This is a genomic window from Pseudodesulfovibrio sp. S3, from assembly GCF_004025585.1.
In the GTDB taxonomy this organism is placed as follows: domain Bacteria; phylum Desulfobacterota; class Desulfovibrionia; order Desulfovibrionales; family Desulfovibrionaceae; genus Pseudodesulfovibrio.
Window position 1 is genome coordinate 23,178 of sequence record NZ_QTZO01000006.1, and the last position, 26,266, is coordinate 49,443.

Consider the following 26,266-nt stretch of genomic DNA (forward strand, 5'->3'; position numbering starts at 1 on the left):
CTTATTCGGCAGTGAGAACCAGAATGGGTTGCCGGATGCCGACCGTGTTCTCGAACATGTGAATGCGGTCGATCTTGTCTTTGTCCAGTTCAAGGCTCTTTCTGATGAGCATCGCACCCTGCTTGGAAGTGACGTCGTCATGCAGGATCATGCCCGGCTGAAGGTCTGCAAGCAATGCTTCCTTGACGACATAGTGTGCTTCGACACCGAGCATCCCTTCCAGATAATACATCAGTTCGGGGTCGTAGGCCTCTATGTTTTCTTCAAGTTTGGCGTAGGCATCTTTGGAGACCTTTTCCCGTTGCAGATGCAAGTCATAATCCAGAGCGATTCTCAGGATTCGGCCGCCAAGCGGAATTTTGTCTTCGGTAACGGCGTCGCGCGGGGTTCCTGATCCGTCATATCCCTTGAGCTGATACGCTATCATTTCCGCTATGGATTCCAGTCTGGGCAGCTTGGAAATCAGGCTTTGTGCTATGCCGGGATGCATCTCGAACATCTGAACCTGTTCCGGCGTCATCTCAGTGCCCTTGATGAGGTTGTCCAGCGTGCCTGGAGGGAGGATGAGCGTGCCAAGCTGCGACAGCATGGTGGCGATGTCGTACCGCCACATATCCTTCACTTCCATTTTTTCGGCCAGATAGCGCACATACCGGCGCACCCGGTTTATCCTGGCCCCGGCTTCGGGGTTGACCAGCGACGTGATTTCGTTGAGCAGTTCGACGCTTCCCTTGAGGGTCTTTTCCAGCAGTATGCGTTTGCTTGTGACCAGGTCGTATTGCTTCACCGCATCCTTGATGTTTTCAAGGAGTACATCCATTTCACAGGGCTTGGTGAGGAATCGAAAGACATTGCCGTCGTTGACCGCCCGGATGGCATTTTCAAGATCCGCATATCCGGTCAGCATCATCCGTGTTGTCTCGGGAGATTTCTTGCGGACCTCCTGCAGAAACTCAATGCCGTTCATCTTGGGCATCCGGAAGTCGGAGACAACTGCAGCAAAAGGTTTGCCCTTTTTAAGTGTAAGCAATGCCAGCGCAGGATCTTCCTCGACTTCGACGTCAAACTCACTGCGAAGTTGTCTTCTCAGCGACGAGAGCACATTGGGTTCGTCATCCACTAACAGGATTCTGGCTGTCATTCCGATCTCCTAGGAGAAGAGCCGAGTTAAAGCTTCGTTGTCGATTGGATTGAAGTGATCCATGTCGCTCCAATTGTCCTTTACATAGCTTACCCATTTTTTGAGCAGCTCCTCTTGCCTGCCTTCAGGCAGCAACCCTTTTGTCATACCCTGTTTGAAGTAGTCGGGATGAATGGTCACGAAATGATGGTCTATGGTGTTGGCCACCGACAAGAACATTGGAACACTCATGTCGTACTGCGTATGTTTGTGATGAAGGCCGATGCCCCTGACAACCTCTCCTGACATTCCCCAAAGGCCCATCAGATATGCCCCAATCTGGGCATGAGTGGTGCCGAAGACTTCCATTTCACTTTGACACAGGGATATCTTCGACTGTGTCGCCTTCCTGATCACCTCGGCATATTTTTCCGGGAAACTGCTGGCCAGTATGAGTTTTCCTATGTCGTGGAGCAGTCCGGCCATTCGGGCTTCGGTGACGGTGGACTTTTTTGCTTTTTCGCATTCGGCAATGAGTTTGGCGATGGTTGAAACCCGGAAGCTATGCTCCCAGAGCAGGGTGAGCGAGAAATTGGGCAGCTTGTTGTGATCATACATTGAGAAGAGGTGCGTCGACAGTATGAGCGCCTTGATTGTTTCCAGGCCAAGCAGGGTTATGGCTTGGAAAATGGAGTCAATGGAGGAGGGAAGGCCGAAGTAGGGGGAATTGACCAGTTTGAGTATCTTGGCGACCATTCCCACATCCGAAGATATCAGGTTGGCGATCCGTTCAATGGAAGGTTCCGGGAGCTTCAATTCCGTCTCAACATCCTGAAAAACCTTGGGGATGACCGGCAATGTCTCCAACTCTGTTGCCAAGCTCTGCATCTTCGGATCGGTCAGGATGTCGCGAGCCCTGACGGCTCCTTCTATCTTGTTTATCAAATCCTGTGCCTGGCATGGTTTTGAGATGTACTGGTGTACCGCCCGTATGCTCCGTATGACCTCGTTGAGGTCTACCTGGCCGGAAAGCGCAATCCGTATCACTTCGGGATGCATGTTCTTGACCTTGTTGAGCAGTTCTGCGCCGTCCATGCCCGGCATACGGATGTCGGACACGATCACATCGTATTTTTTTTTCTTGAACAGGTTCAATGCGGCAGCTCCGGAATCGGCGAAATCCATGGACCAGGTTTCCCGCATGGAGCGAAGCATCCGCTTGAGAGCGGCCAGGACGTTTGTTTCGTCATCAACGAATAATATTCTAATTTTATTGGACATTTGTTGTACCTGCGCCAAGTAATGGGAGTCGTATGGTGCATGTAGTTCCCACGCCGACTTCACTGGTGAAATCTATGGTCCCATGATGTTTGTCTACAACGATGGAATAACATAACGCTAATCCCTGGCCTGTGCCAAGGCCTACTTCTTTTGTCGTGAAAAATGGGTCGAAAACTCTCGGCAAAACGGATTCGGGTATCCCGGTCCCTGTGTCGCTGATTTCGATACATACCCAGTGGTCGTCATGCCAGGTCCGGATATCGATGGTTCCGTGCTCCTTTGTTTCTTCGAACACCTCTGCGATGGCTTGGGATGCGTTCATGATGATGTTCAGAAACACCTGATTGAGGTCGTTGAGCAGGCATGGCACCAGGGGAATGTCCTCTGCGAGATGATAGGCGACGCTGGTATGGTATTTCCATTCGTTTTTGCTGATAGTGACCGTTGTTTGCAAGGCCTCGTTGATGTCGGCAAGCTGCATGCTATCCATACCCGGATGGGAAAATCGTTTCATGGCACGGACAATCGTGGTCACCCTGTCTATCCCGTCCCTTGATTGGTTGAGGGCCATGGGAATTTCTTTGAGGATGAAATCCATGTCGAGTCGTTGCCATTCTTCGTCAATGACCAGTTCTGTTCCGTCTTTTTCCGCTTTGCATATGCAGCCATGGAGCCTGTTGACCATATCTTTCAGGGTTTCAAAGGAAGTCGACAGAAAGTTGAGGTTGTCGGTGAGATACTGGACAGGGGTGTTGATCTCGTGCGCAATGCCGGCTGAAAGCTGACCTATGGACTCCAGTTTCTGCGCCAGCGCCAACTGTCGCTCCAGTTCTTTTCGTTCCGAGATATCAAAGAAGACCTCCAGGAATTTTTCCTGGCCGTTGATGGTTTCCCTGAGCACCGTCTTCAGGACGGGAAGATTGGTCCCGTCGTGGCACTTGATGGGCATCTCCTTGTCCGTCACCGGCCTTTTTTTTACGGGGCAATCCAGAAACCCGTTTGCATCCCTGGCCTTCCAGCAGAAGACATCGCAGATCTTGCCGACATAGTCCTCCTCCGGACCGCCAAGCATTTCGAGCGCAACATCGTTGATTGTTTCAATGATCTGCGTCTGTGGATCGATTTGCACGATGGCAGCGCGTATGCCGGTCAGGATGCTCTGCATCAGATCCCTTTGGGAAGTCAGGGCCTTCTTGCTTATGAGCCGTTGTATGGCCAGCGAATAGTATGACGCCAGGCGAGTGACCATCTGCATGTCCCGGCGGCTGTAATCGTCAGGTTTGTTGGCAAGGACGATCTGGCCGACAAGGTCGTTGCCGAGCAATACCGGGACGGCGAGCATGTTTCGTATGCTGGCGCGTTCGTCCACCTCTTCCGGTTCGGAGGGTTGCGCGCTTTTATTGTCGTATATGTGGGGGCGTTGCGTGTTCACGCCGTGTCCCCATGGATTTGAAGATTTGTCGCTGGGGTTAAGGGCAGTAATGATGTCTTTGTCCTTGTCGGTCATGGTGTTCATGTCCATGGTCTTAGTGTGGGCTTGAACGACCAGCACACCGTCATCGTTGACGGCACTGACAAAGCCGTCCCCGCTGCCGGTGATTCGTTGGGCCTCCTTCAAAAAGGCGTTGGATGCCGATGTCAACGAGGTGCCCGAGGACACGATGGGACGGTAAAGCCTGGCAAGGGACATGTTAAGGGCGAGGTTCTGCTGCAATTCCGTTTCGATTTCATTGCGTCTGGTGATGTCGAGGTTTGCACCATAGATGCGGATGATTTTTCCCTTTGTGTCGAGTTCAGGGGTGGCCTGGCCTTCCATGGTCCGCACCTTGCCGTCTTTCCTGATGATTCTGAATGTTACGGAAACGGTTTGTTTTTGGGTAAAGATGCTTTCAAAGGCGGTGTCGATCAATTCCCTGTCGTCCGGGTGGACGATGTTCTCCATGAAGAATTGATGGTTGTTTTGGATTTCATCAGAAGCGTACCCGAAAATCCGGTACATGCTTTCGGTCCAGTAGAATGTGTTGGAAATGAGATTCAGTTCCCAACCGCCGACCTGGGCCAAGTTCTGTGCTTGTGTCAGTAACTGGCTCATGCGGTTGGAGTTTTCCTCCTGTCGGCGCCCTTCGATGATTTCCCAAGTCAGGTCCGCAAGGAGCGATGTGGTTTTGATGTCGGTAGCATTGTAATCGACAGGTTTATTACCCACGCCGAGTACGGCCATGACCTTGCCGCCGCGTATGACGGGGACCACCAGTAAGCGCTGAATGGCCGGGTGTCCTTCGGGGAGTATCTTTTTTCCTTTCATGAGTGGGGGAGCGTTGTGCACGACGGGAGTGCGTGTTTGGATGCAGCCCGTCCATACTTCCGCCATATCCAGGTCGTAGTTTTTCCCCGACCCCTTTCGCAGACAAGATCCGCTGGTCATTTTCGACGACCAGGCCTGGAGGGAGATGGTTTTTTGGTCGCTTTCGAGAAAATGGAGAAAACCGATTTTACTGTTTGTCAGTTCTTCGGCGATGTCGATGGTTTCGGCCAGCAACTCCGAGTGGGGTTTTGAGGTGGAGCTTTCCAACAGCTTCAATCGGGCCAGTTTGACCGACTCCGCCCTGCGTTCCTCTGTCAGGTCTTCGCCCAGACAGGTGGTATTTTGGATCACCCCGTCGGTGTTTATGGTAAGCATGTTGAACCAGCTGATACGTTTGTGTTCACCGTTATGAGCAATGATTTCATTATCAAATCTGGCGTATTCACCTATCTCCGCGTTGTCCATGATTTGTTTGAACGCTTCGCGGGCTTGGCCGCGCCGCTCAGCAGGAATGAACATGTCAAACCAGTCCCGCCCGAGAATGTCGGTCTCGGACCAGCCGGTCAGTTTCAGGAAGTTGGCATTGGCGGAAGTTATTCTGGCCTGGGAGTCCAGGGCGATGCCGATCAGGGATGTCTGTTCCAGAAGGTTGCGCAGTGGAGTGTCTTCAAGCTCTCTGACGCGCCGACGAAGGCTTTCCAGTTCAACAATCAATGATTGTTTTGACATGTCGTCGTAACGGTGCACGTTATCCCCCGCTGCTGTGAACGTATTGCTTTAATGCAACAATACATGTTTGTGGCTGAAGATAAAGCGTTTCAAAGAGATTATAATGGGTTGCCCGATTCGGGCCGCGTATCTTTGTGAATCGAAGTTTTCGGCTGCATGGCGCGGCTCCCGTTCGTTGCCGAGGGCCTGCTTTTGTTCGTCTGTTAGAATGGACCCGATGAAGGCCGTCTTTCTCCGTTAACTATGGGCTTTCATTACATGTCCGAAACTGCCGATCCTGAGTGCATCTTTTCGATCCTTGAAAAAGAGCGAATTGAGTTCTTCAGGCCCAAAATCCGTCAGTTGGGTGAACCCGAGAGCTTTCAGCTCTGTTTTCAGCGCATCGGGATCATAAAAGCTTATCCACGGTTCGCCAGCCCGTCCGACCTTTTTGGACAACAGGCTGAAAACCACTCGACGCAGAATGCCCTGCGAAGAAGGTGGAATGATATAATCAAATATGACTTCGCTCCCGGAAGGAGTTGACGAGGCGATGTATTGCAACGTTTTCAACATGGACGCAGCGGGTAGATACATCGTCACGCCAAGCCATGAAAAAAACGTGGGCTGATTTGTATCGAACCCGGATTTCTGCAACGGTCCCGCCAATGACTGCTTTGCAAAGTCCACAGGAGTGAAAGTCAAATTTTCGGGTATTGATATCGCTGCCGCCTTCAGTTGCTTGATTTTCCATTCCTGTGTGTCAGGGTGGTCGACTTCGAATATGTTCAAGCCAAGAGCGGAATACGGATTACGGTAGGCAAAGGTGTCGAGTCCGGCACCAAGAATGACGTATTGACGGACTCCGCACTTGACCGCCTCGGAAAGTGCGTCCTCGGCAAGTCTGCTGCGCGCAACCACTATAGCTCGTAAATTGCTGTGCAGTCTTGTTCTGAGCTGTCGCTTTTTTGACCGGAGTTCCGCCGCGCCGTGAGGACCGATGATCGCTAGCGCCACAGGGTCTTCGAACACTGTCGGATTGTCATAAATCTGGTGCGCCGCGCGCATCAGGGCAACTCTATATGCAGTGAGGCTGGGGGTGTCCTGTTTCATCTTTTCCTCTGTGCGGTTGGGGTGCAGATGAATGCGTTGAACAATGCATTGCCATGCCGGCATGGTCATGACCGTCCCTGTCTCGGACAGCCTGTCGGCTGAATTGGATATCTGCCATGCCGACTTGAGTTTGTCAATTGAATTATTCAACAATATCAAATGGTTGAGCTGTTGACGAACCCGAGGGCATATTGGTATGATTATTATCTGCTGAGTGAATTTCTTCTCGAATCATGCTTAAGATACATAGGTCTTCCAGCGGCTTAGTTCGTTTTGACTGACGGCCTGCTTCCTGTCCTCATTGCTGCGCAAATGGTGTCTCTGACCAGGCTGCCGTTCAGGTGGCGGTGGTTTTCCGGTCTTTTCCCAGGTCTGAACCTGCGCTGTTCTGGTTGTCTTGGGCGTTCATGGGCCGGGCATGGGATGGCAGGGCCGCTGTTTCAGAAAGAAAGATATGCACTGCCCGAATCCACTGAGACAAGGGTGCGACAATCGCGGTTCGACCGATTTGCGGACAGACTCATTGTGCCATTTCCCCGGGAGGCCTGCCGGAGGCGTGTGAAGGTCTTTTTGCGGGGCTATTTTGATTGACCGATCAATCAAAAACGCAACTTTTTCAAAATAAATAAATATTACGTATGGTTATGCGATCAAATTTTTCTGGATAAAAGGTTGTGTTGTGGTATTACACAATCGTGATTCGGGGAGGTCCCGGAAGATTATGGCAGCACACACAAATTTTGAGGGTATGATTATGAAACGTTTTAGCTTGATTCTGGTTCTGTTCGTGATGGTTATTTCCGCTACAACCTGTCTGGCATCCGGCCAGCCCAAGGCCAGCACTGTTGCCGAGGCCAAGGCTTCCGGCGTGGACACCAACGTGGTCCTGAGCGGCCACATCGTCAAGAAGATCCAGTCCAATGAGTTTATCTTCTCCGACGGCACCGGCGAGTTGCTCCTGTACATCGATGATGCAGAAATGCAACAGATGGCGAACGAAACCAATGAGCTGGAAGTGGATGGCGTGATCGTTCGGAACTTCATGTATACCGAGGTTCAGGTCGATAACGCGAAGATCCGCAACTAGTCGAAGCAGTACGCGCCTGAAATAATGAAAAGGGGGAACTCGGACGAGTTCCCCCTTTTCTTGTGGAGAAATCGGGCCTTCCGCTTGTAGGCGGAAGGCCCTTCGCAAAGCCCAGCGGTCCTAATGGAGGCTGATATCTTGTAAGTTGCGGTCACAAAATGGGCTTTGCGGTACTATGTTACCTCCCATCATCGCAGGCGTCGCCGCTGCCGGGACGGGAGTGTTCTGCCGTGCTGGTCGCCTCGCACAGGGGGGCGGCATCCTGTGTCGGTGCACCATATTCCGCTGCGGCCATGTACTCGAACTGCGTGTAGCGTTTTTGGTAGTCCTGTTCGATCCGCTCCCGCAGGGCCTTGGACGTTTCAGGGTGGAATTTTTCGAGCATGGCGTACCGGTTTTCGCCGGACAGGAATTCCTGCAGCGAGCCGTCCGATCCCTTGGATTCGAGGGTGAACGGATTCTTTCCTTCGTCGGCCAGGGCCGGATTGTATCGGAACAGCGGCCAATAACCGGACTGGACTGCCAGCTTCTGTTCAAGCTGGGTCTTGCCCATGCCCTTCTTGATGCCCTGGTTGATGCACGGGGCATAGCAGATGATCAGCGAGGGGCCGTTATACGCCTCGGCTTCCCTGAATGCCTTGAGCATCTGTTGCTTGTCGGCACCCATGGCCACCTGGGCCACGTACACGTATCCGTAGGTCATGGCCATGCGGCCCAGATCCTTCTTGCCGGTCCGCTTGCCTGCGGCGGCGAATTTGGCGATGGAGCCGAGCGGGGTTGCCTTGGACGACTGGCCGCCGGTGTTGGAATAGACTTCGGTGTCCATGACCAGGACGTTGACGTCCTCGCCGGAAGCCAGGACATGGTCCAGGCCGCCGTATCCGATGTCGTAGGCCCAGCCGTCGCCGCCGAAAACCCATATGGATTTCTTGGTGTACAGGTCCGACATGGAGGCTATCTCGCCGAGAATGCCGTCGGTTTCCCCTTTCAGGGCCTGTTTCAGCTTGGCGCCCCATTCGCTGGATGCGGCCCCGTTGTTCCTGTTTTCCAGCCAGCCGGACAGGGCTGTTTTCTGCGCGTCGGAACAGCCGTTTTCAACCGCCTGAGCGGCCAATTGGGCCAGTGCGTCGCGTCGATGGGAGAGGGCCATGTCGATGCCGTAGCCGAATTCGGCCGCGTCTTCGAACAGGGAATTGCCCCAGGCCGGGCCGTGTCCTTCCGCATTGGTGCAGTAGGGCGTTGAAGGAGCGGATGCACCCCAGATGGAGGAGCAGCCCGTGGCATTTGCGATGACCATTCTTTCGCCGAAGAGCTGGGTCAGCACCTTGACATACGGGGTCTCGCCGCAGCCCGCGCAGGCCCCGGAGAATTCCAGCAGAGACTGGCGGAACTGGCTGCCCTTGACCGTGTCGCGCTTGAAGGCCTCTTTGTAGGAAACGGTTTCGGCAAAGTCGTAGTTGGGCACCTGCTCACCGGTCTGGGTGGTGATGGGCTTCATGACCAGCGCCTTTTCCTTGGCCGGGCAGATATCGGCGCAGTTGCCGCAGCCCAGGCAGTCCAGGGCGTTCACCTGCAACCGGAAGTGCATGCCTTTGACGTCCTTGCCTGCCGCGTCCAGGGTGGTGAAGGTCGCCGGAGCGCTCGCCAGTTCGTCGTCGGTGGCCAGCACGGCGCGCAGGGCGGAGTGGGGGCAGACAAAGGCGCACTGGTTGCACTGGATGCAGTTGCCCGCAATCCATTCGGGCACGTTGATGGCCACGCCGCGTTTTTCATATTTGGCGGTGGCCACGGGCATGGTCCCGTCCACGGAAAAGGCCGAAACAGGCAGGGAATCGCCCTTCTGCGCGAGCACCGGACGCATGACCCTGGTCACGTATTCCGGCACGCCTTCGGAGACCGGGGCATCGTCCGCCAGATCCAGCCAGGTTTCGGGAACCGGGATGGACACGATGGCGTCTTCGGCATTGTCCACGGCGGCATTGTTCATGTTGACGATCTTGTCGCCCTTCTTGCCGTAGGCTTTTTTGATACCGTCCTTGAGCAGGGTCACGGCCTGATCAAAGGGAATGACGTCGGCCAGCTTGAAGAAGGCGGTCTGCATGATCATGTTGATGCGTCCGCCCAGGCCGACCTCACCCGCGATCTTGACTGCATCCACGGTATGGAACTTGAGTTTCTTTCGGGCGATGGTTCTGCGCATGGCCGCCGGAAGCTTGGCGTCCATGTCGTCAGCGGTCCAGGAGGTGTTCAGGACAAAGGTGCCGCCGTCCTTGATCCCTTCCAGGACATCATACTGGTTGACGTAGCTCGGGTTGTGGCAGGCGATGTAGTCCGCAGCGGTCACCAGGTAGGTGGACTGGATGGGCTTGTCGCCGAACCGCAGGTGGGAGATGGTGATGCCGCCCGACTTCTTGGAGTCGTAGGCAAAGTATCCCTGGGCATACATGTCGGTATTGTCGCCGATGATCTTGATGGCCTGTTTGTTGGCTCCCACGGTTCCGTCGGAACCCAGTCCCCAGAACTTGCACTGGACCGTGCCCGACGGGGTGGTGTCCAGTGTCCCGGCAACGGGAAGTGACGTGTTGGTGACGTCGTCGTTGATACCAACGTTGAAGTGCTGTTTGGGTTCGGCGGCCGTCATGTTGTCATAGACGGCCTTGGCCATGGCCGGGGTGAATTCCTTGGACCCCAGGCCGTAGCGTCCGGCCAGTATCGTGGTCGCGATGCCGTTCTCCCTGCACACCGTGTTCACGTCCATGTAGAGGGGGTCGCCCAGTGCACCGGGTTCCTTGGTACGGTCCAGGACGGTGACGGTGCTGGCTGATTCCGGCAGCACGGCTAAAAGGTGTTTTGCGGAAAAGGGACGGTACAGCCTGACCTTGATCAGGCCGACTTTTTCGCCTTTGGCGGTCAGTGCGTTGACCACTTCCTCGATGGTTTCGCAGGAGGAGCCCATGGCGATGATGACCCTGTCGGCGTCCGGTGCGCCCACATAGTCGAAGGGCTTGTATGCGCGGCCGGTCAGCGTCGAGACCTTGGTCATGTATTCCTCCACGATGGAGGGGAGGGCGTCGTAATAGGCATTGGCGGCTTCGCGGCCCTGGTAGTAGATGTCGGGATTCTGGGCCGTGCCGCGGATGTTGGGCCGCTCCGGGTTCATGGATTTGGCGCGGAATGCCTTGACCTTGTCCATGTTCACCAGGGGTTTCATATCCTCATAGTCGATGGTCTCGATCTTCTGGATTTCATGGGAGGTGCGGAACCCGTCGAAGAAGCTGACAAAGGGGACGCTGGCCTCAATGGAGGACAGGTGCGCCACCAGGGACAGGTCCATGACCTCCTGCACCGATGCCGAGGCGAGCATGGCAAAGCCGGTCTGGCGGCAGGCCATGACGTCCTGATGGTCGCCGAAAATGGACAGGGCATGTCCTGCAATGGCCCTGGCCGATACGTGGAACACGCCGGGCAGCAGTTCGCCTGCGATTTTGTACATGTTGGGGATCATGAGCAGTAGCCCCTGGGAGGCGGTGAAGGTCGTGGTCAACGTCCCGCCCGCCAGTCCGCCGTGCACGGCTCCGGCCGCTCCGGCCTCGCTCTGCAACTGGCGGACCTTGACCTGCTGTCCGAATATGTTCAGGCGGCCCTGGGCAGCCCATTCCTCGGCTATTTCCCCCATGGTGGAGGAGGGGGTGATCGGGTAGATGGCCGTTGTCTCGGTCAGTGCATAGGCAACGTGCGCTGCGGCAGTGTTGCCGTCCATGGTTTTCATTTTCTTGGACATTGGATGCTCCGTTTGGTTCTGTTGGTAAAGCTGTTTGTGACCGGTGGGTTCCGCACTCAGTTGTTGACGACCTGGACCGTGGCCTCGGCTATCTCCAGCTCCTCGTCGGTGGGGATGATGAGTATTCTTACCTGGCTGTCGTCCGCATGAATGCTTCGGATGCCGGGGGCTGTGCTGTCGTTCTTGTTCGGGTCGAGTTTGATGCCCAGAGATTCCAGCCCCTGGCAGGCAAGGGCGCGGACGTACCTGTCGTTTTCCCCGATCCCGGCGGTGAAGACCAGTGCGTCTGTTCGGCCCACGATGGCCCGGTAGGCGCCGATGGTCGTCTTGACCCGGTAGGCGAACATCTCAAAGGCCAGTTGGGCTTTCTGGTCGCCGTTGTCCCTGGCCTGATGGATGTCGCGCATGTCGTTGTATCCGCATATTCCGAGCAGGCCGCTCGATTTGTTGAGCAGGGTATCGATCTCGCTGAGGGTGTAGCCTTTGTTCTTTGCCAGAAAGGCATGCACCGCCGGGTCTATGTCGCCGCAGCGGGTGCCCATCATCAATCCGGCAAGCGGGGTCAGCCCCATGGTGGTGTCCATGCATTTCCCGTGGCGCACGGCGGCCATGGAGCAGCCGTTTCCGAGGTGGATGGTGATCAGGTTGACCTTGTCCGCCCCTTTGCCCAGATGGGCGGCCGCAGCCTTGGTCACGTACTTGTGCGACGTCCCGTGAAAACCGTATTTACGGATTTTCAGATCATCATACAGGGCCATGGGTATCGGGTACAGGTGCGCGTGGCGGGGGATGGTCTGGTGAAACTCCGTGTCGAACACCACCACGTTGGGCGTGCCCGGAAAGAGTTCCATGGCCTGCCGTATGCCGGTCAGGTTGGACCCGTGCAGCGGGGCCAGCGGTATGACCGAGTCGATAAGCCGGATGACCTCGTCGTCCACCAGGACCGGCTCGGAAAAATGCTCGCCGCCCTGGACCACCCTGTGGCCGATGGCGTCGATCTCGGACGGAGACTGGATGACGCAGTTGGTCAGCCTGGCGACCATCAGCTTCATTGCCGCCTCGTGGTTGAGTATGGGCAGTTCCTCCAAATCCCTGGCTTCGGGGTATTTTTCCGGGAAGGACTTGTGGACGATCCGGCCCATGGATTCGCCGATCCGTTCGACGATGCCGCTGGCGGTGACGCTGTGGGTTTCCATGTCGCGCAGTTGGTATTTGAGCGAGGAGCTGCCGCAGTTGATGACCAGGATATTCATGTCAGGAGTCCTTTTCGGCCTGGGCCTGTATGGCGGTGATGGCCACGGTGTTGACGATGTCACGCACACGGCATCCCCGACTCAGGTCGTTGACGGGTTTGTTGAGTCCCTGCAGCACGGGGCCGATGGCCGTTGATCCCGGCACGGACCGCTGCACGGCCTTGTAGGTGTTGTTGCCGGTATTCAGGTCCGGGAAGACAAAGACCGTGGCATGACCGGCCACATCGGAGTCCGGCATCTTGGCGCGGGCGACCTCCGGGTCCACGGCGGCGTCGTATTGGAGCGGGCCTTCGATGGCCAGGTCCAGATGGCGTTCTTCGGCAAGCTGGCGGGCGATGCGCGTGGCCTCGGCCACCTTTTCGACCTCGGCGCCGGTGCCGGATTCACCCGTGGAGTAGGAGAGCATGGCGACCTTGGGTTCGATGCCGAAGATCCGGGCCGTCTCTGCCGAGCTGAGGGCGATTTCCGCCAGTTGGCGGGCATCGGGCTTGGGATTAACCGCGCAGTCGCCGAAGCAGACCACCCGGTCGCCCATGCACATCAGGAAGATCGACGAAACAATGGAGGCTTCCGGCTTGGTCTTGATGAATTCAAAGGCCGGGCGGATGGTCTGGGCCGTGGTGGTGACCGATCCGGAGACCATGCCGTCCGCATCTCCGGCCTTGACCATCATGGTGCCGAAATAGGTCGGATCGCTCATGCGGTCCTTGGCGTCCTCCATGCGGATGCCCTTGTGCTTGCGTTCTTCAAAGTAGCGCTCCGCATAGGTCAGGAAGTGCGGTGAGGTCACCGGATCGACGATCTTCGCCTCCTCAATCTGGAGGCCCAGCCTCAGCGCCTGCTCCCGGATGGCTGTTTCGTTGCCCAGCAGGGTGATGTCCGCCACGCCGCGGCGCAGGAGAATTTCCGTGGCCTGGAGAATGCGGTCGCTCGTACCCTCGGGCAGGACGATGTGCTGCCGCTCGGCCTTGGCCCTTTCCACAAGGTTGTATTCGAACATGAACGGCGTGATTTTGGTGGACACGGTCGTGCCCAGCCGTTTGCGCAGTTCCTCGGTGTCCACGCAGGACTCGAACAACCCTATGGCCGAGGCGATTTTTGCCGGGTGTTCCGGGTCGATGGTGCCGTGCAGGGCCTGGAGTATCTGAGTGATCTTGAAGGTGTGCCCCTCCACGCTCAGGATGGGCAGCGGAACGCCGGTCCACCCCTCGATCAGGCGATGGACGGTCTCGGTCGGCTGAATGCCGCCGGTCAGGACCATGCCCGCGATATTGCCGAAGGAGGACGACTGGCGGGAGGTGATGCTGGCCAGGATGATGTCCGAGCGGTCGCCGGGAGTGATGATCAGGCTTCCGTCCGAAATGTAGTTGAGAAAGTTGCCGATGTGCATGGCCGCGACCAGGAAGTTGTCCACCGGCTGGTCAAGGCTGCCGTGGCCGTAGAGGACCTTGGCGTCCAGCCACTTGATGACGTCGTGGATGGTCGGATTGCCCAACCGCTTGTCGTCGGGGATGATGTAGGTCAGCAGGGCATGCGTGGAGTGCGTCCGTCCCTTGATGTCGTCCAGCACAGTCCTTGGCAGGTCCGGTCTGGCCCGGTTGATGACCAGCCCCAGGACTTCCAATCCCTTTTGTTCGAAGGTCTCGATGGTCCGCTGAGCCGAGTCGCAGAGTTCGGTCTCGTTCTTGTTCCGGCCGTTGACCACCAGCAGGACCGGGCAGCCGAGGTTGGAGGCGATGGAGACGTTCATTTCGTATTCCAGTGCCGCATTGCCTCCGATGTAGTCGGTGCCTTCGCAGAGGACGAAATCGTATTCTTTTTCCAGTTCCTTGAACTTGTTCAGCGTATTTTCAAGCAGTAGAGCTTGTTGCCCTTCATTGAGCATCCGTTGCGCTTCACTCAGGGTATAGGCATGGGTGCGGTCGTATTTCACGTCGAGCTTGAAGTGCCGGATCACCAGGTCGATATCGTGGTCCCGGGTGTTTTCCAGATGATCGCTGATGATGGGCCGGAAAATGGCCACTCGTTGCACATGAGTCCGCAGGAGCTGCATCACGCCCAGGACGATGGCTGATTTGCCGCTTCTCGGTTCAGTTGCCGCTATGTACAGGCTTTTTGACATGCCGTTGATCCTTTGTACTTGCTCGGGAGGAGGGAGGACTCTGCCGTGGCAGAGCCCTCCCGAACGTGATCCCGGCTTAGGCATAAGGGGTTGCCGGGTTCACGATCCTCGAGGACGGGTATGGTATGGTTATTTGTGTATCGCGCCGTCAAAGTGGCGGGCTTCCAATGCCGAGTCGCTGTCGTAGCAGATCAGCCCGCAACGCAGGCAGCGGTCAGCTTCGGCCATGGCATCGCTTTCCGAAAGCGTACCTTCCACCTCGTTGAAGGTGCAGTTGCGTTCGTCGCCGTGGCAGAGGTGGGGCAATACGGCCCGTTTCTTTCGTTCGGCCACGTCTATTTCCTTGAACAGGGTATAGGGAATCATTCCCTTCTGGGTCGTTTCGGGAACCGGAATGGTCCCCTGGGTCATGAAGTAGTGCATGGACCGTGCAGCCTTGCGGCCGTCGCCGATGGCCGAGATGACCAGGTCCGGGCCGGTGTATACGTCCCCTGCGGTGAATACGCCGGGGATGGCCGTTTCAAAGGTCTTCTCGTCGGCAACAATGGTTTGCCAGCGCGTGGTCTCCAAGGGGCAGGCCCCCTCCTCGCCGTCTTCGTACAGGCAGGAGAGGTCGGGTTTCTGGCCGATGGCCGGGATGATCAGGTCGGCAGCCATGCGCTGTTCCGATCCTTCCTTCTTGATCGGGCTGCGGCGGCCGGATGCGTCCGGCTCGCCTAATTCCATTTCGTAATATTCCAGGTGGGTCGCGTGTCCGTTCTCGTCGCCGATGACGCGGGCCGGAGCAGCCAGGAACTTGAACTGGACGCCTTCCTCTTCGGCACCGACGATCTCTTCCATATCGGCAGGCATTTCAGCCCGTGTCCGGCGGTACATCAGGGTGACCTCCGCGCCGAGCCGCACACCGGTCCGGGCCGCGTCAATGGCCGTATTGCCGCCGCCGACCACGATGACGCGCTTGCCGGTCTCCGGTTTCTGGCCCAGTGCGTGCGCCGTCAGGAATTCGATGCCGCCCATGACTCCATCCAGGTCCTCGCCCTCGGCGTACATGCCGGAGGCCTGCCAGGCGCCGATACCGAGAAAGATGGTTTCATATCCGTCGGCCTTGAGGGTCTCGATGGTGAAATCCACGCCGAATCTGGTGTTCATCCGTGTTTCGACCCCGAGGTCGAGGATGCCCTGGATTTCCCAGTCGAGGTCTGCCTTGGGGAGACGGTACTCGGGGATGCCGTATCGGGTCTGCCCGCCAAGGTGGGGCATGGCCTCGAAGATGGTGGGGTGATGACCGAGGCGGCGCAGGAAGTAGGCGCAGGACAGACCGGCGGGGCCGCCGCCGATGATGGCGACTTTTTTGCCGCTGTCCTGGGCACAGGGTATGACCAGTCTTTGCCCGGAATGGAGTTCGCGGTCGGCCACGAATCGTTTGAGCATGTTGATGCCCACGGTTTCGTCAACGTACTGGCGACGGCACTCTGTTTCGCAGGGGCGGGGGCAGACCCGGCCACAGGTCACGGGCAGGGGATTGCGCTCCCTGATGGTCATCAGTGCGCCGTCGTAATCTCCGGCCTTTATCTGTTCTATATATCTGGGAATATTGATCTGTGCGGGGCATTTCTGGCGACAGGGAGCCAGGCAGTCCGTGGTCTGGTTCAGGTGGAGCAGCCGGGCGGACATGCCGGAGACGGCAATGACCCCGCGCGGGCAGGCGTCCACGCAGTTGCCACAGGCCTTGCATTCCTGCGGATCGATGACGGGCAACCCGTCTTGGCCCATCTGGATGGCGTTGAACGGACAGGCGCGGACACAACTGCCCAATCCCAGACACCCTTCGGGACAGGTCTTGGAACCGCCGTACAACTGATGCGCGATCCGGCAGTCCAGAACGCCTTCATAGTGGTAGGCTTCGGCGGCGCGGGTACCGCCGGTACAGTCGCGGATGGCCAGCTCCGGCTCGCGTTCCACGACTTCCTGGCCCATGATGCCGGCGACCAGTTTGCTGGTTTCGGCATCGGCCACGATGCAGACCGAGGCCGACGCCTTGCCTGCCACAATGGCCGCAGCCGCGCCCGAGCAGCCGGGATAACCGCAGCCGCCGCAGTTGGCGCCGGGAAGATTGTCCTCGATCAGGCTGATGCGGGGGTCTTCCTTCACATAGAGGAGTTTGGAGGCAATGCCCAGGATGGCTGCCGCCCCCAAGCCTATGCTGAAAAGAGTCAATCCGGAAGTCACTATCATGATGCTGTATCCTGTCTGCTGGTTTTGGTTCCGGTTGTTAGATCATTCCCTTGAAAGCAAAGAATGTCAGGGACATGAGTCCGGCCATGATCAGGCCGATGGGTGTTCCCCGCATGGACATGGGCAGTCGGCGCACGGCCAGTCTCTCGCGGATGCCCGCCAGCAGGACCAGGGCGAGCATGAAACCCATCCCCGAGGCAAAGGAAAACATGACCGAGTGCAGCAGACCGAATTCCTCCCGCTGGCATATCAGGGCGATACCCATGACGGCGCAGTTGGTGGTGATCAGCGGCAGGAAGATGCCCAGGGACTTATAGAGAGGCGGAACCATTTTCTTGAGGAACATCTCGACGAATTGCACCAGGGCGGCGATGAGCAGGATGAAGACCAGGGTCTGGAGGTAGCCCAGTCCGTATGGTGCCAGGACGTGATGCTGGGCCAGCCATGTGAAGCCCGTGGCCATGACCGCCACGAAGACCACTGCGCCGCCCATGCCTATGGCCACGCCGGAGTCCTTGGACGTGCCGATGAAGGGGCAGTTGCCGAGGTACTGGGCCAGGACGATGTTGTTGACGAATATCGCGCTGATGAAGAGGAGGAAGAATTCTTGCATTGCCGGTTCTCTCCGCTATGAGCAGTTTGAGGCTTGACCGCAGCCGCCGCAGGAGCCGCAGTCATGGGTGGGGGCTTGGGCCGCAGCCAGGCCCTGTCGTTTGCGCTGGATGTTCTGCGCAAAGGTCATGAGGGCCAGAAGGATGCCCAGGCTGATGAACGCACCCGGGGCCTCACCCATCAATCCCAGTGGTTCGAAACCGTTCCAGGCTATGTTGGCGCCGAACAGCGTGCCGGTGCCGAGCGCTTCCCTGAGTCCGCCGAGGAAGGTCAGCGACATGGTGAAGCCGATCCCCATGCCCATGCCGTCGGCCATGGACATCAGGGGACCGTTTTTGGAGGCAAAGGCCTCGGCTCTGCCCAGGATGATACAGTTGACCACGATCAGCGGCACAAAGATGCCGAGCTGCTGATACAGGGGATAGGCATAGGCCTGCATGAGCAGCTCCACTGCCACGACCAGCGATGCGGAGACGGCGATGAAGCAGGCGATGCGGACCTTGGGCGGAATGAGTTTCCGCAGCAGGGAGACCACCAGGTTGGAAAGGGTCAGAACGAAGATGACGGCCATTCCCATGCCCAGGCCGTTGTTTGCCGTATTGGTCACGGCCAGCACCGGACAGAGCCCCAGGACCAGCTTGAACGGGGGCAGGTCTTTCCAAAGTCCCTTTGAAAATTCTTTCCACAGTCTATGCATTGTTCACTCCAGATAAGCCGCGTGGATCAGGACCAGCTGTCGGCGAATTTTGTTTTGAGGGTGTTGTATATGACGATGGCGTCCCGGATGGCTGATACGGTTCCGGTGGAGGATATGGTCGCTCCGGACACAGCTTCGATGTCGCCGCCGTTTTTCTTGAGATTGACGGCGTCGATCGAATGGCCCTTGAACTGGGTGGTGTAGCCGTGTTCGACCACACGGGACCCCAGCCCCGGCGTTTCCTTCAGGGTGGTGATGCCGATGCCGGACAAGGTGTCGGAGCCGAGGTCGAAGCCGACCATGACGCCGATGTTGCCCCCATAGCCCTTGCCGCTGGTCTCGAAGGCCACGGTTTTGAGGCTGCCTTGAACCATTGCCGGGAACACGGTGACCGTGCGTCCGTTGATATCGAACTGCTTGCGATCCTTGATGGGATTGTTGTCGTAGTCGTTCAGGACCGAGACGATGGCGGGAGCCTGGACGTAGTTGAGCACCTGTTCTTCTATTGTGGGGGCCGTGGCCTCCTTGAGAGCGGCCAGGGTGACACCCGCAAGGCCGCAGATCAGGGACAGGACGACCATCATTTTGATCATTTCTTTCATGGTTACCTCGCGCCGAAAGGCCGGGGGCGGATGCGCTCGAAGGCCGGGGTGAAAAGGTTGGCGATCAGGATGGCAAAGGGAACGCCGTCCGGATACGTGCCGTACACGCGGATGATGACGATCATCATGCCGATGAGCAGGCCGAACAGGAGCATCGGAATCTGCCTGTTGGGCGAGGACGGACCGTCCGTGGCCAAAAAGAATGCGCCGAAGAGCGTGGACCCGGTGAGCAGGTGAAACGCAGGCGTGGCGTAGACGCCCGGCGTCAGCATGTTGAACAGTCCGGCCGTGAGCAGTACGCCGCTGATGACGCCGACGGGGATTATGGACGAGATGTGCTTTTTGACCACGAGGAAAACGCCGCCCAGAAGCACTCCGGCAGCCTGGACCGCACCGAGGCCACCCAGCTGCTTGCCGATGAAGAGTTGCTTCGTGTCGGTGATCATGACCGCGTCCAGACCGAAATTCTTGAGTTGGCCAAGGGGATAGGTCAGGTCCATGGTCAGCATGGAGGCGTCGACATCCATGAACACCGGCCAGGAAATACGGCATATGGCCCAGCCGATGAGCGGGGCGCAGAAGGGGCTGCCGCCCAGGGGGCCGAAGATCATCTTTCCGAGGGCAATTGAGGCTGCACTGCCGAAGACGACCAGCCACCAGGGAGCCGAGGCGGGCAGCAGAAAGGCGAAGGATAGCCCCACCGTGAAGGCGTGGAGGTCCGCGATGTCGGAGTCCCGGCCCATGAAACGGTGACAGGCGGCCTCGGCCAGGACAGCGGCGCTCATGGACAGGGCCATGACCCGGAGTGCGGGCATGCCGAAATTGCCGACGCTCATGGCGGCCGCAGGGACCATGGCCAGGAGGATGGCAAACATTCTGCCCCGTACCGAAGAGCCGCAGTGGCTGTGGGGTGGGACGGAGACCGTGAGGGCAAAGGGTGTGAGGGGCTTCACTGTTACAATTCCTCCCCGATTCGGGCCTTGGCAAGGGCCAATTCGTTTTTCGCAAACCGTATGTATTGGAGCATGGGACGGTGTGCGAGACAGAAGAATCCGCACAGGCCGCATTCGAAACAGGCCTTGACCCCTTCGGCCTCGGCCTTGTCGAACATGCCGAATTCCGCAAAGCTGGTGATCATGGCCGGGTCGAGCCGGGCCGGACATCTGCGGACGCATTCTCCGCACCCCACGCAGGCGGTATCCATGGTGACCGGGGCCGGATTTTTGACCAGGGCCACGGCGCTGGTGTCCCGGTCCACTCCCTGAGTGACCGAGGCTGCCGCCCGACCTCGCAGGATTCCGCCGAGGATGATGCGATCCCGGTCGGACGGTGTTGTCCCGACCTGTTCCAGGATGGACCCGACGGCTTTGCCGAGGGGCACCATTCGGCTTTCGCCGTCAACGGAGACCGGAGTTTCCATTATCGGAAGGCCGGTCTTCATGATGCGGCCGACGTGGTAGAGTTTTTCCAGGCCGATGACCACCGTGTCTGCCGGGGCTTCCTGGCCGGTGACGGCCAGGGCTACCAAAGGGTCGAGTCCGGCCGGGTATTGGGCGGAGATCCCGACGGTGGGCAGGTCTCCCAAGGTGTGAGAGGAACCCTTGAGCGTGGCCAAGACGAGCAGCCTTGGGGTATAGAGTGCCCGAACGGTTTCAAGGCCGCACTCAAGGGTTTCATCGGGGGAGGCAAGAAGGGTTTCGCGGATCAGGATGCCGGGTTCGGCATCAATACCGTTGATGATCAGGTTTTCAGTGCATCCGTTCAACGGAGACAGGTCCGCGCCGAATTCGAGAAGCTTTCGGTACAGGGCCTCTCCCGACAGGTCCGAAAGAACCGAGGGTTCGACCTCCCCGCCGTCCTGGGCGGAGATGCGGATGCGGAAGGTGTCCACATGGCTGACTGTTCCGGCAATGGGGGTGTGGATGTCCCCGACGCCTTGGGTCGAAGACGTGGCCAGTCGTTCTCCCCGTTTGACTGTCTGTCCGCATGTCACCAGCGGGCAGTGTCGCATCAGGGTCAGTTCGGCCTGTTCCATTGTAGTAATGTCTGGGGTGTTCATGGTCCGTTTACCTGGTGATGTGGCATTGGTTGCATTCATCGGGGCCGTAGGGACCGACACCCATGGATTCGTGACAGGACAGGCACTGGTCATGGAATGCGTTCATCCGGGGGATGACGAGTTCCCTGACTTCCACATCGTGACAGTCGCTGCACGATGTGTAGTCACCTTGGTATTTGGTCATATCCACCGAGTTGTGGCACGTCTTGCAACTGGACAGGCCCTTGTCGAACATGTCGTCATGGCAGTTGGCGCAACTCTCGTGGCCCGCTTCACGCATACTGAGGAGGCCGTTAACGGGTTTTTCCTGGTGGCAGTTGGTGCACTTTTGAGGTTCGGGTTCGATTTCAGCGCCGTGATGGCAGTCCGAACAGTCGCTGGCAAACCCCGTGTGCTCGTCGTGATCAAAGTTGACGGAGCTGTATTCCACATGGTGGCAGCGGACGCAGTAGGATTCATCCTTGAAGGAATCTATATGTTCCGTGACGAATTGTTCATTAAATTCATTGGGGTGGCATGACCCGCAAGCCAGGGCGGAATCGTTTTCCGTGACCGGGGCCGACTGCCTGTCGTGGTGGCATTGGGCACAGTCGATCTGATAGTCCCGGTGGTGCGTCAGGTGGGAGAAAATGACTTTGCCCCCATTGTTCTTGAACAGGATTCTGACCGGCATGTGCTGCGTTTTGCCCGGCTGGACGTAGCCGAAAACGGCAACGGCCAGGAGTGCTGCTACTGCCAGCATGATCGGGATTGTTTTCGGTTTTGGGCGCATCGTTCCTCTCAGTCGCACTGTCTTCGTTTTTCAAATGGGTAAGGGGATGGTGTCAGTGAAATCCTGTGGGCGGCATTAAAGCCGCCCACAGGGGTGAGTGTTTACTTGGGTATGACGGCCCAATCCGGTACGACATTGAGGTCTACGCCCCAAAGGATCGGCAGGAGGTACACGACAAATACCGTGATCAGGATGGTGCCGATGATATTCAGCCAGACACCGGTCTTGGCCATTTGTTTGATCGAGACGCATCCGCTGCCGAAAATAACGGCATTGGGAGGCGTGGCGACCGGGAGCATGAAGGCAAAGGAGGCGGCGACACATGCGCCGACGATGGTGGCGTAGGGATTGACGCCCATGGCAATGGCTGCACTGCCCATGATCGGGACGAGCAGGGTGGCGGTGGCGGTGTTCGAGGTGATCTCCGTCAGGAAGATGGTGATCAGGACGACGGCGCCGACGAAGACCAGGATGCTGGTGCCTTCAAGGCCGCCGAGCTGGGAGGCGATGTAGGCAGCCAGACCCGTCTTGGCAAAACCGTTGGCAATGGCCAGACCACCGCCGAAGAGCAGGATGACGTCCCAGGGAATCTTGACCGCGGTTTTCCAGTCCAGGAGAAATTCGCCCTTCTTGAAGTTGACCGGGATGGCAAAGAGGATCAGTGAGCCGAGGATACCGATGGTGGCATCGCCGATGTACTTGAAGTGGGGCATGATATCGATGACGAAAGGCATGTCCGCCATGAAGCCGCGAGCCAGCCAGAAGGTGGCCACGAAACAGCCGACGACGACGATTTTTTTCTCCTCGCTGGTCATGGGGCCGAGCTTTTTGACTTCGTCGCTGATAATCTTTTCGCCGCCGGCGATCCGCATGTCACCCATGGGGAAGAGGAACTTGGTCATTATGAACCAGGAGGTCGCAATCATGATGATGGACAGGGGAACTCCGAAGAGCATCCATTGGCCGAAACCGATCTGCACGCCGAACATTTTTTCCATCATGCCGGCCATGACCGTGTTGGGCGGGGTGCCGATGATGGTGGCCACACCACCCATGGAGGCAGCGTAGGCAATGCCGAGCATGAGACATTTGCCGAAGTTGTATTCCGGGCTGTTGCCGCTGGAGGGACATGCACGAAGGGTGTCGGAATCAAAGCCTGTGGCCTGCTGGATGACGGCCAGGCCGATGGGCACCATCATCATGGCGGTGGCGGTGTTGGACACCCACATGGACAGGAATCCGGTGGCCACCATGAAGCCCATGATCATGCGTCCGGGACTGGTGCCGATGGCCCTGATGGTCAGCAGGGCCACACGTCTGTGCAGGCTCCACCGCTCCATGGTCACGGCCAGGAAGAAGCCGCCCATGAACAGATAGATCAGGTGGTTGGCGTACGGGGCGGTGGACGCACTGGATTTCATTATTCCCAGCAAGGGGAACAGGGCGATGGGGAGCAGGGACGTTGCCGGGATGGGGATGGCTTCGGTGATCCACCAGATGGCCATGAGGGCGGTGACCGCCGCCACGCGCCAGGCTTCGATCTTCATGCCTTCCGGGGCCGGTATGAACATCATCAGGATAAAGACAATGGGTCCGAGAAAGAACCCGATCCTTTTACCGCTTCCGCTTTCTTCTGCTTGCGCACTCATTCTCATTTTCCTCATTTGTCTTGCGGCTTGTGCCGCTGATTGGACCGCAACCCCAGTGTTGGTACTCTGAGGCTCATGGACATAAGCCGGGCAGGGACCCTTAACCCTGCCCGGCGGGTATACTGCTTAGATTCCGAGGTGATAGGATTCGACAAATGCTCCTACGCGTTTACTGGAATCGGCAATGCGCTGGCGCAGTTCCTTTTTGTAAGCATCCAGATCGAGTTGCTTGCGGGCCACGCCGCCTTCCATGGCCGCCTTGGCCACGGCCACGGAGACGTATTCGATAAGGCGCAGGTCAAGGGCCTTGGGAATGACGTAGTCGGGACCGAATTCAAGCTTGTCTACGCCAAAGGCCTTGCAGACGTATTCGGGGGCTTCGGTCTTGGCCAGGTCCGCCAGGGCCTGGGCCGCTGCAAGTTTCATCTCTTCGGTGATGGCGGTGGCGCCGCAGTCGAGGGCACCGCGGAAGATGAACGGGAAGCCGAGCACGTTGTTCACCTGGTTGGGGAAGTCGGAACGGCCGGTTCCCATGATGCAGTCCGGGCGCGCTTCCTTGGCGTCGGTGTAGGTGATCTCGGGATCGGGGTTGGCGCAGGCGAAGATGATCGGGCAGTTGTCGCTCATGGACTTGACCATGTCCTTGCTGACGATGTCCTTGGTGGACAGGCCTAGGAAGCAGTCGGCGCCGACCATGGCCTCGGCCAGGGAACCGTAAGCCTTTTCAGTGGCGTATTGCTGCTTGAACTCGTTCAGGTCGGTACGGGACTTGTTGATATGCCCCCTGGAGTCGAACATGGCGATATTTTCGAATTTCACGCCCATGTTCCGGTACAGGTTGGTGCAGGCGATGGCGGCCGCGCCAGCGCCGGAGATGACCACGCGCAGGTCTTCGGCGTTCTTGCCGGAGATCTCCAGGGCGTTGATCATGCCCGCCGAGGTGACGATGGCCGTGCCGTGCTGGTCGTCATGGAACACCGGGATGTTCATTTCCCTTTTCAGCTTCTCTTCGATGTAGAAGCATTCCGGAGCCTTGATGTCTTCGAGGTTGATGCCGCCGAAGGTGGGCTCCAGGGCCTTGGTGATCTCGCACAGCTTGTCTGGATCGGTGACGTCCAGGTTGATGTCATATACGTCCACATCGCCAAAGACCTTGAACAGGACGCCTTTGCCTTCCATGACCGGCTTGCCTGCATGGGCACCGATGTTGCCCAGACCGAGCACGGCGGTGCCGTTGGAGACAACCGCAACCAGGTTGCCGCGGCCGGTGTATTCGTATGATTTTTCCTTGTCCTCGGCGATTGCCATGCATGCATGGGCCACGCCCGGGCTGTAGGCCATGGACAGGTGCTTCTGGGTCACGCACGGTTTGACGGGAACAACCTCGACTTTTCCTTTTCTCCCCATGGAGTGGTAATCAAGCGCTTCCTGTTTGGTGAATAAAGCCATTGTGATCTCCTTGTGGTTGTAATTCGTTATTCGACGCCTGCGGCTTTCAGGTCCGGGACGGCATAGAGTTCACCGCCGTGGGAGTCGTTGATGACCAGCAGGGGAAAGTCTTGGACCTGCATTTCACGAATGGCCTCCGGGCCGAGTTCGTCAAAGGCGATGACCGTGGACTTGACGATGGAGTTGGAGAGCAGGGCGCCCGCGCCGCCGGTGGCGCCGAAGTAGACCGCAGTGTGATCCTGCATGGCCTGCCGGGTTGCGGCGTCGCGTTTGCCTTTACCTATGGTCGCCTTGAGGCCGAGGCTGTAGAGCCTGGGCGCATAGGAATCCATGCGGTAGCTGGTGGTCGGACCGGCTGCGCCGATGGGGCGTCCGGGAGGGGCCGGGCTGGGGCCGACGTAGTATATGGCAGCGCCTTCCAGCTTGAACGGCAGTTCCTTGCCCGCGTCCAGCAGGTCGACCAGTTTCTTGTGGGCCGCATCGCGGGCGGAATAGATGTATCCGGTCAGGAACACGACATCACCGGCCTTGAGCTGGGCCATGTCTGCATCTGTCAACGGGGTGTTCAGTTTGTATTCAGCCATTAGAGTACGACCTCCTCGTGCCGCTGGGAGTGGCACTGGACATTGACGGCCAGGGGGAGACTGGCCAGATGGCACGGTTCCATGGCCAGCTTGACGCTGAGTACGGTGGTCTTGCCGCCGAGGCCCATGGGGCCGATGCCCAGGCTGTTGAGCGCGTCTTCCAGTTCCTGTTCCTTGGCCGCTATTTCCGGATCGGGATGGGTGTCGTCCAGGCGGCGGATCAGGGCCTTCTTGGCGATCTTGGCCGCGTGGTCGAAGGTGCCGCCGACACCGATGCCGATGACGGTCGGGGGGCACGGGTTGGGTCCGGCTTCTGCGACCCGTTTGATCACGAACTTCTTGATGCCTTCCCAGCCCTGGGCCGGGGCGAGCATGGTCACGCGGCTCATGTTCTCGGCACCGCCGCCCTTGGCCATGTAAACGATCTTCAGCTTGTCGCCGGGTACGAAGTCGTAATGAATGACCGCCGGGGTGCCGTCGCCGGTGTTGGCGCGGGTCAGCGGATTGCAGGCGGACTTGCGCAGATAGCCGTCGGCATAGCCCTTGCGAGTGCCTTCATTGATGGCTTCATCCAGATTTCCGTCTACGTGAACGTCCTGGCCTATCTCCACGAAGTAGACGGCAAGGCCGCAGTCCTGACACAGGGGAAGTTTCGTTTTGGCCGACAGATCGGCGTTTTCCAGCAATTGACGGAGCACTTCCTTGGCGGACGCGCTTGTTTCCTCGGCCATGGCCTGTTCGAGCTTGGCGCGGACGTCGTCCGGCAGTTCGGTGTTGGCCTTGATGCACATGTCGGCCACGGCATCAACGATGTCTGATGTCTTGATGGTGCGCATA

19 protein-coding genes are annotated in these 26,266 nt (G+C 57.9%); 1 reads left to right on the top strand and 18 read right to left on the bottom strand.

Annotated features, from left to right (window positions below):
- Position 1: 1 nt before the first annotated feature.
- From DWB63_RS08480 to DWB63_RS08495, 4 genes are all read right to left on the bottom strand, one after another.
- Positions 2-1,141 carry an HD domain-containing phosphohydrolase gene (locus DWB63_RS08480; protein WP_128328398.1) on the bottom strand — a complete coding sequence of 380 codons (1,140 nt, stop codon included), beginning with the start codon at positions 1,139-1,141 and terminating at the stop codon, positions 2-4.
- Positions 1,142-1,150: 9 nt separating this feature from the next.
- A complete protein-coding gene (locus tag DWB63_RS08485) occupies positions 1,151-2,401 on the bottom strand; it encodes a response regulator (protein ID WP_128328399.1) in 1,251 nt (416 codons plus the stop codon).
- Positions 2,391-5,453, bottom strand: a complete 3,063-nt coding sequence (locus DWB63_RS08490; RefSeq protein WP_128328400.1) for a GAF domain-containing protein — start codon at positions 5,451-5,453, stop codon at positions 2,391-2,393. Before DWB63_RS08490 ends, DWB63_RS08485 begins: the two co-directional genes overlap by 11 nt.
- 219 nt (positions 5,454-5,672) lie before the next feature.
- Positions 5,673-6,596, bottom strand: coding sequence for a class I SAM-dependent methyltransferase (locus DWB63_RS08495; RefSeq protein ID WP_206613148.1), 924 nt, complete (start codon positions 6,594-6,596; stop codon positions 5,673-5,675).
- Between the two features lie 685 nt (positions 6,597-7,281).
- Between DWB63_RS08495 and DWB63_RS08500 the strand changes: the two genes are divergently transcribed.
- On the top strand, positions 7,282-7,614 hold the full coding sequence (locus DWB63_RS08500) for a NirD/YgiW/YdeI family stress tolerance protein (protein WP_164879822.1): 333 nt from the start codon (positions 7,282-7,284) through the stop codon (positions 7,612-7,614).
- Between the two features lie 178 nt (positions 7,615-7,792).
- On the opposite strand, the gene nifJ is transcribed toward DWB63_RS08500, so the two are convergent.
- The 14 genes from nifJ to DWB63_RS08570 form a co-directional block, all read right to left on the bottom strand.
- On the bottom strand, positions 7,793-11,395 hold the full coding sequence (gene nifJ / locus DWB63_RS08505) for a pyruvate:ferredoxin (flavodoxin) oxidoreductase (protein WP_128328402.1): 3,603 nt from the start codon (positions 11,393-11,395) through the stop codon (positions 7,793-7,795).
- A gap of 56 nt (positions 11,396-11,451) precedes the next feature.
- A complete protein-coding gene (locus tag DWB63_RS08510; protein WP_128328403.1) occupies positions 11,452-12,648 on the bottom strand; it encodes an acetate kinase in 1,197 nt (398 codons plus the stop codon).
- Position 12,649: 1 nt separating this feature from the next.
- Positions 12,650-14,770, bottom strand: coding sequence for a phosphate acetyltransferase (gene pta, locus DWB63_RS08515; protein WP_128328404.1), 2,121 nt, complete (start codon positions 14,768-14,770; stop codon positions 12,650-12,652).
- Positions 14,771-14,899: 129 nt separating this feature from the next.
- Entirely contained in the window at positions 14,900-17,005 is a 2,106-nt protein-coding gene (locus DWB63_RS08520) for an FAD-dependent oxidoreductase (RefSeq protein ID WP_128328405.1), read from the bottom strand.
- A gap of 37 nt (positions 17,006-17,042) precedes the next feature.
- Positions 17,043-17,618 (bottom strand): RnfABCDGE type electron transport complex subunit A, encoded by a 576-nt coding sequence (locus DWB63_RS08525; protein WP_128328406.1) that lies wholly within the window; start codon positions 17,616-17,618, stop codon positions 17,043-17,045.
- 15 nt (positions 17,619-17,633) lie between these two features.
- On the bottom strand, positions 17,634-18,314 hold the full coding sequence (locus tag DWB63_RS08530) for an electron transport complex subunit E (RefSeq protein ID WP_128328407.1): 681 nt from the start codon (positions 18,312-18,314) through the stop codon (positions 17,634-17,636).
- 26 nt (positions 18,315-18,340) lie between these two features.
- Complete coding sequence (gene rnfG / locus DWB63_RS08535) at positions 18,341-18,916, bottom strand: RnfABCDGE type electron transport complex subunit G (RefSeq protein WP_128328408.1); 576 nt, start codon at positions 18,914-18,916, stop codon at positions 18,341-18,343.
- Between the two features lie 2 nt (positions 18,917-18,918).
- A complete protein-coding gene (locus DWB63_RS08540) occupies positions 18,919-19,869 on the bottom strand; it encodes an RnfABCDGE type electron transport complex subunit D (protein ID WP_128328409.1) in 951 nt (316 codons plus the stop codon).
- A 2-nt stretch (positions 19,870-19,871) separates the two neighbouring features.
- Positions 19,872-20,975 (bottom strand): 4Fe-4S dicluster domain-containing protein, encoded by a 1,104-nt coding sequence (locus tag DWB63_RS08545; RefSeq protein ID WP_128328410.1) that lies wholly within the window; start codon positions 20,973-20,975, stop codon positions 19,872-19,874.
- A gap of 7 nt (positions 20,976-20,982) precedes the next feature.
- The gene (locus DWB63_RS08550; protein ID WP_241648754.1) at positions 20,983-21,717 is read right to left on the bottom strand and encodes a cytochrome c3 family protein; all 735 of its coding nucleotides are present in this window, start codon (positions 21,715-21,717) and stop codon (positions 20,983-20,985) included.
- Positions 21,718-21,848: 131 nt separating this feature from the next.
- Positions 21,849-23,396: a DASS family sodium-coupled anion symporter gene (locus DWB63_RS08555; protein WP_128328412.1), complete on the bottom strand. Its 1,548-nt coding sequence runs from the start codon at positions 23,394-23,396 to the stop codon at positions 21,849-21,851.
- Between the two features lie 126 nt (positions 23,397-23,522).
- Positions 23,523-24,845, bottom strand: a complete 1,323-nt coding sequence (locus DWB63_RS08560; protein WP_128328413.1) for a malic enzyme-like NAD(P)-binding protein — start codon at positions 24,843-24,845, stop codon at positions 23,523-23,525.
- A 26-nt stretch (positions 24,846-24,871) separates the two neighbouring features.
- Positions 24,872-25,429, bottom strand: a complete 558-nt coding sequence (locus DWB63_RS08565; protein WP_128328414.1) for a Fe-S-containing hydro-lyase — start codon at positions 25,427-25,429, stop codon at positions 24,872-24,874.
- Positions 25,429-26,265, bottom strand: coding sequence for a fumarate hydratase (locus DWB63_RS08570; protein ID WP_128328415.1), 837 nt, complete (start codon positions 26,263-26,265; stop codon positions 25,429-25,431). The genes DWB63_RS08565 and DWB63_RS08570 overlap by 1 nt, the downstream gene beginning before the upstream one ends.
- Between the last annotated feature and the right edge of the window lies 1 nt (position 26,266).

Coding starts and splice junctions, on each gene's coding strand:
- DWB63_RS08565 (WP_128328414.1), bottom strand. CDS start 25,429: ATGGCTGAATACAAACTGAACACCCCGTTGACAGATGCAGACATGGCC.
- DWB63_RS08500 (WP_164879822.1), top strand. CDS start 7,282: ATGAAACGTTTTAGCTTGATTCTGGTTCTGTTCGTGATGGTTATTTCC.
- DWB63_RS08555 (WP_128328412.1), bottom strand. CDS start 23,396: ATGAGTGCGCAAGCAGAAGAAAGCGGAAGCGGTAAAAGGATCGGGTTC.
- rnfG (WP_128328408.1), bottom strand. CDS start 18,916: ATGAAAGAAATGATCAAAATGATGGTCGTCCTGTCCCTGATCTGCGGC.
- DWB63_RS08525 (WP_128328406.1), bottom strand. CDS start 17,618: ATGCAAGAATTCTTCCTCCTCTTCATCAGCGCGATATTCGTCAACAAC.
- pta (WP_128328404.1), bottom strand. CDS start 14,770: ATGTCAAAAAGCCTGTACATAGCGGCAACTGAACCGAGAAGCGGCAAA.
- DWB63_RS08480 (WP_128328398.1), bottom strand. CDS start 1,141: ATGACAGCCAGAATCCTGTTAGTGGATGACGAACCCAATGTGCTCTCG.
- DWB63_RS08510 (WP_128328403.1), bottom strand. CDS start 12,648: ATGAATATCCTGGTCATCAACTGCGGCAGCTCCTCGCTCAAATACCAA.
- DWB63_RS08545 (WP_128328410.1), bottom strand. CDS start 20,975: ATGAACACCCCAGACATTACTACAATGGAACAGGCCGAACTGACCCTG.
- DWB63_RS08495 (WP_206613148.1), bottom strand. CDS start 6,596: ATGACCATGCCGGCATGGCAATGCATTGTTCAACGCATTCATCTGCAC.
- DWB63_RS08560 (WP_128328413.1), bottom strand. CDS start 24,845: ATGGCTTTATTCACCAAACAGGAAGCGCTTGATTACCACTCCATGGGG.
- DWB63_RS08520 (WP_128328405.1), bottom strand. CDS start 17,005: ATGATAGTGACTTCCGGATTGACTCTTTTCAGCATAGGCTTGGGGGCG.
- DWB63_RS08570 (WP_128328415.1), bottom strand. CDS start 26,265: ATGCGCACCATCAAGACATCAGACATCGTTGATGCCGTGGCCGACATG.
- DWB63_RS08550 (WP_241648754.1), bottom strand. CDS start 21,717: ATGCTGGCAGTAGCAGCACTCCTGGCCGTTGCCGTTTTCGGCTACGTC.
- DWB63_RS08530 (WP_128328407.1), bottom strand. CDS start 18,314: ATGCATAGACTGTGGAAAGAATTTTCAAAGGGACTTTGGAAAGACCTG.
- DWB63_RS08485 (WP_128328399.1), bottom strand. CDS start 2,401: ATGTCCAATAAAATTAGAATATTATTCGTTGATGACGAAACAAACGTC.
- nifJ (WP_128328402.1), bottom strand. CDS start 11,395: ATGTCCAAGAAAATGAAAACCATGGACGGCAACACTGCCGCAGCGCAC.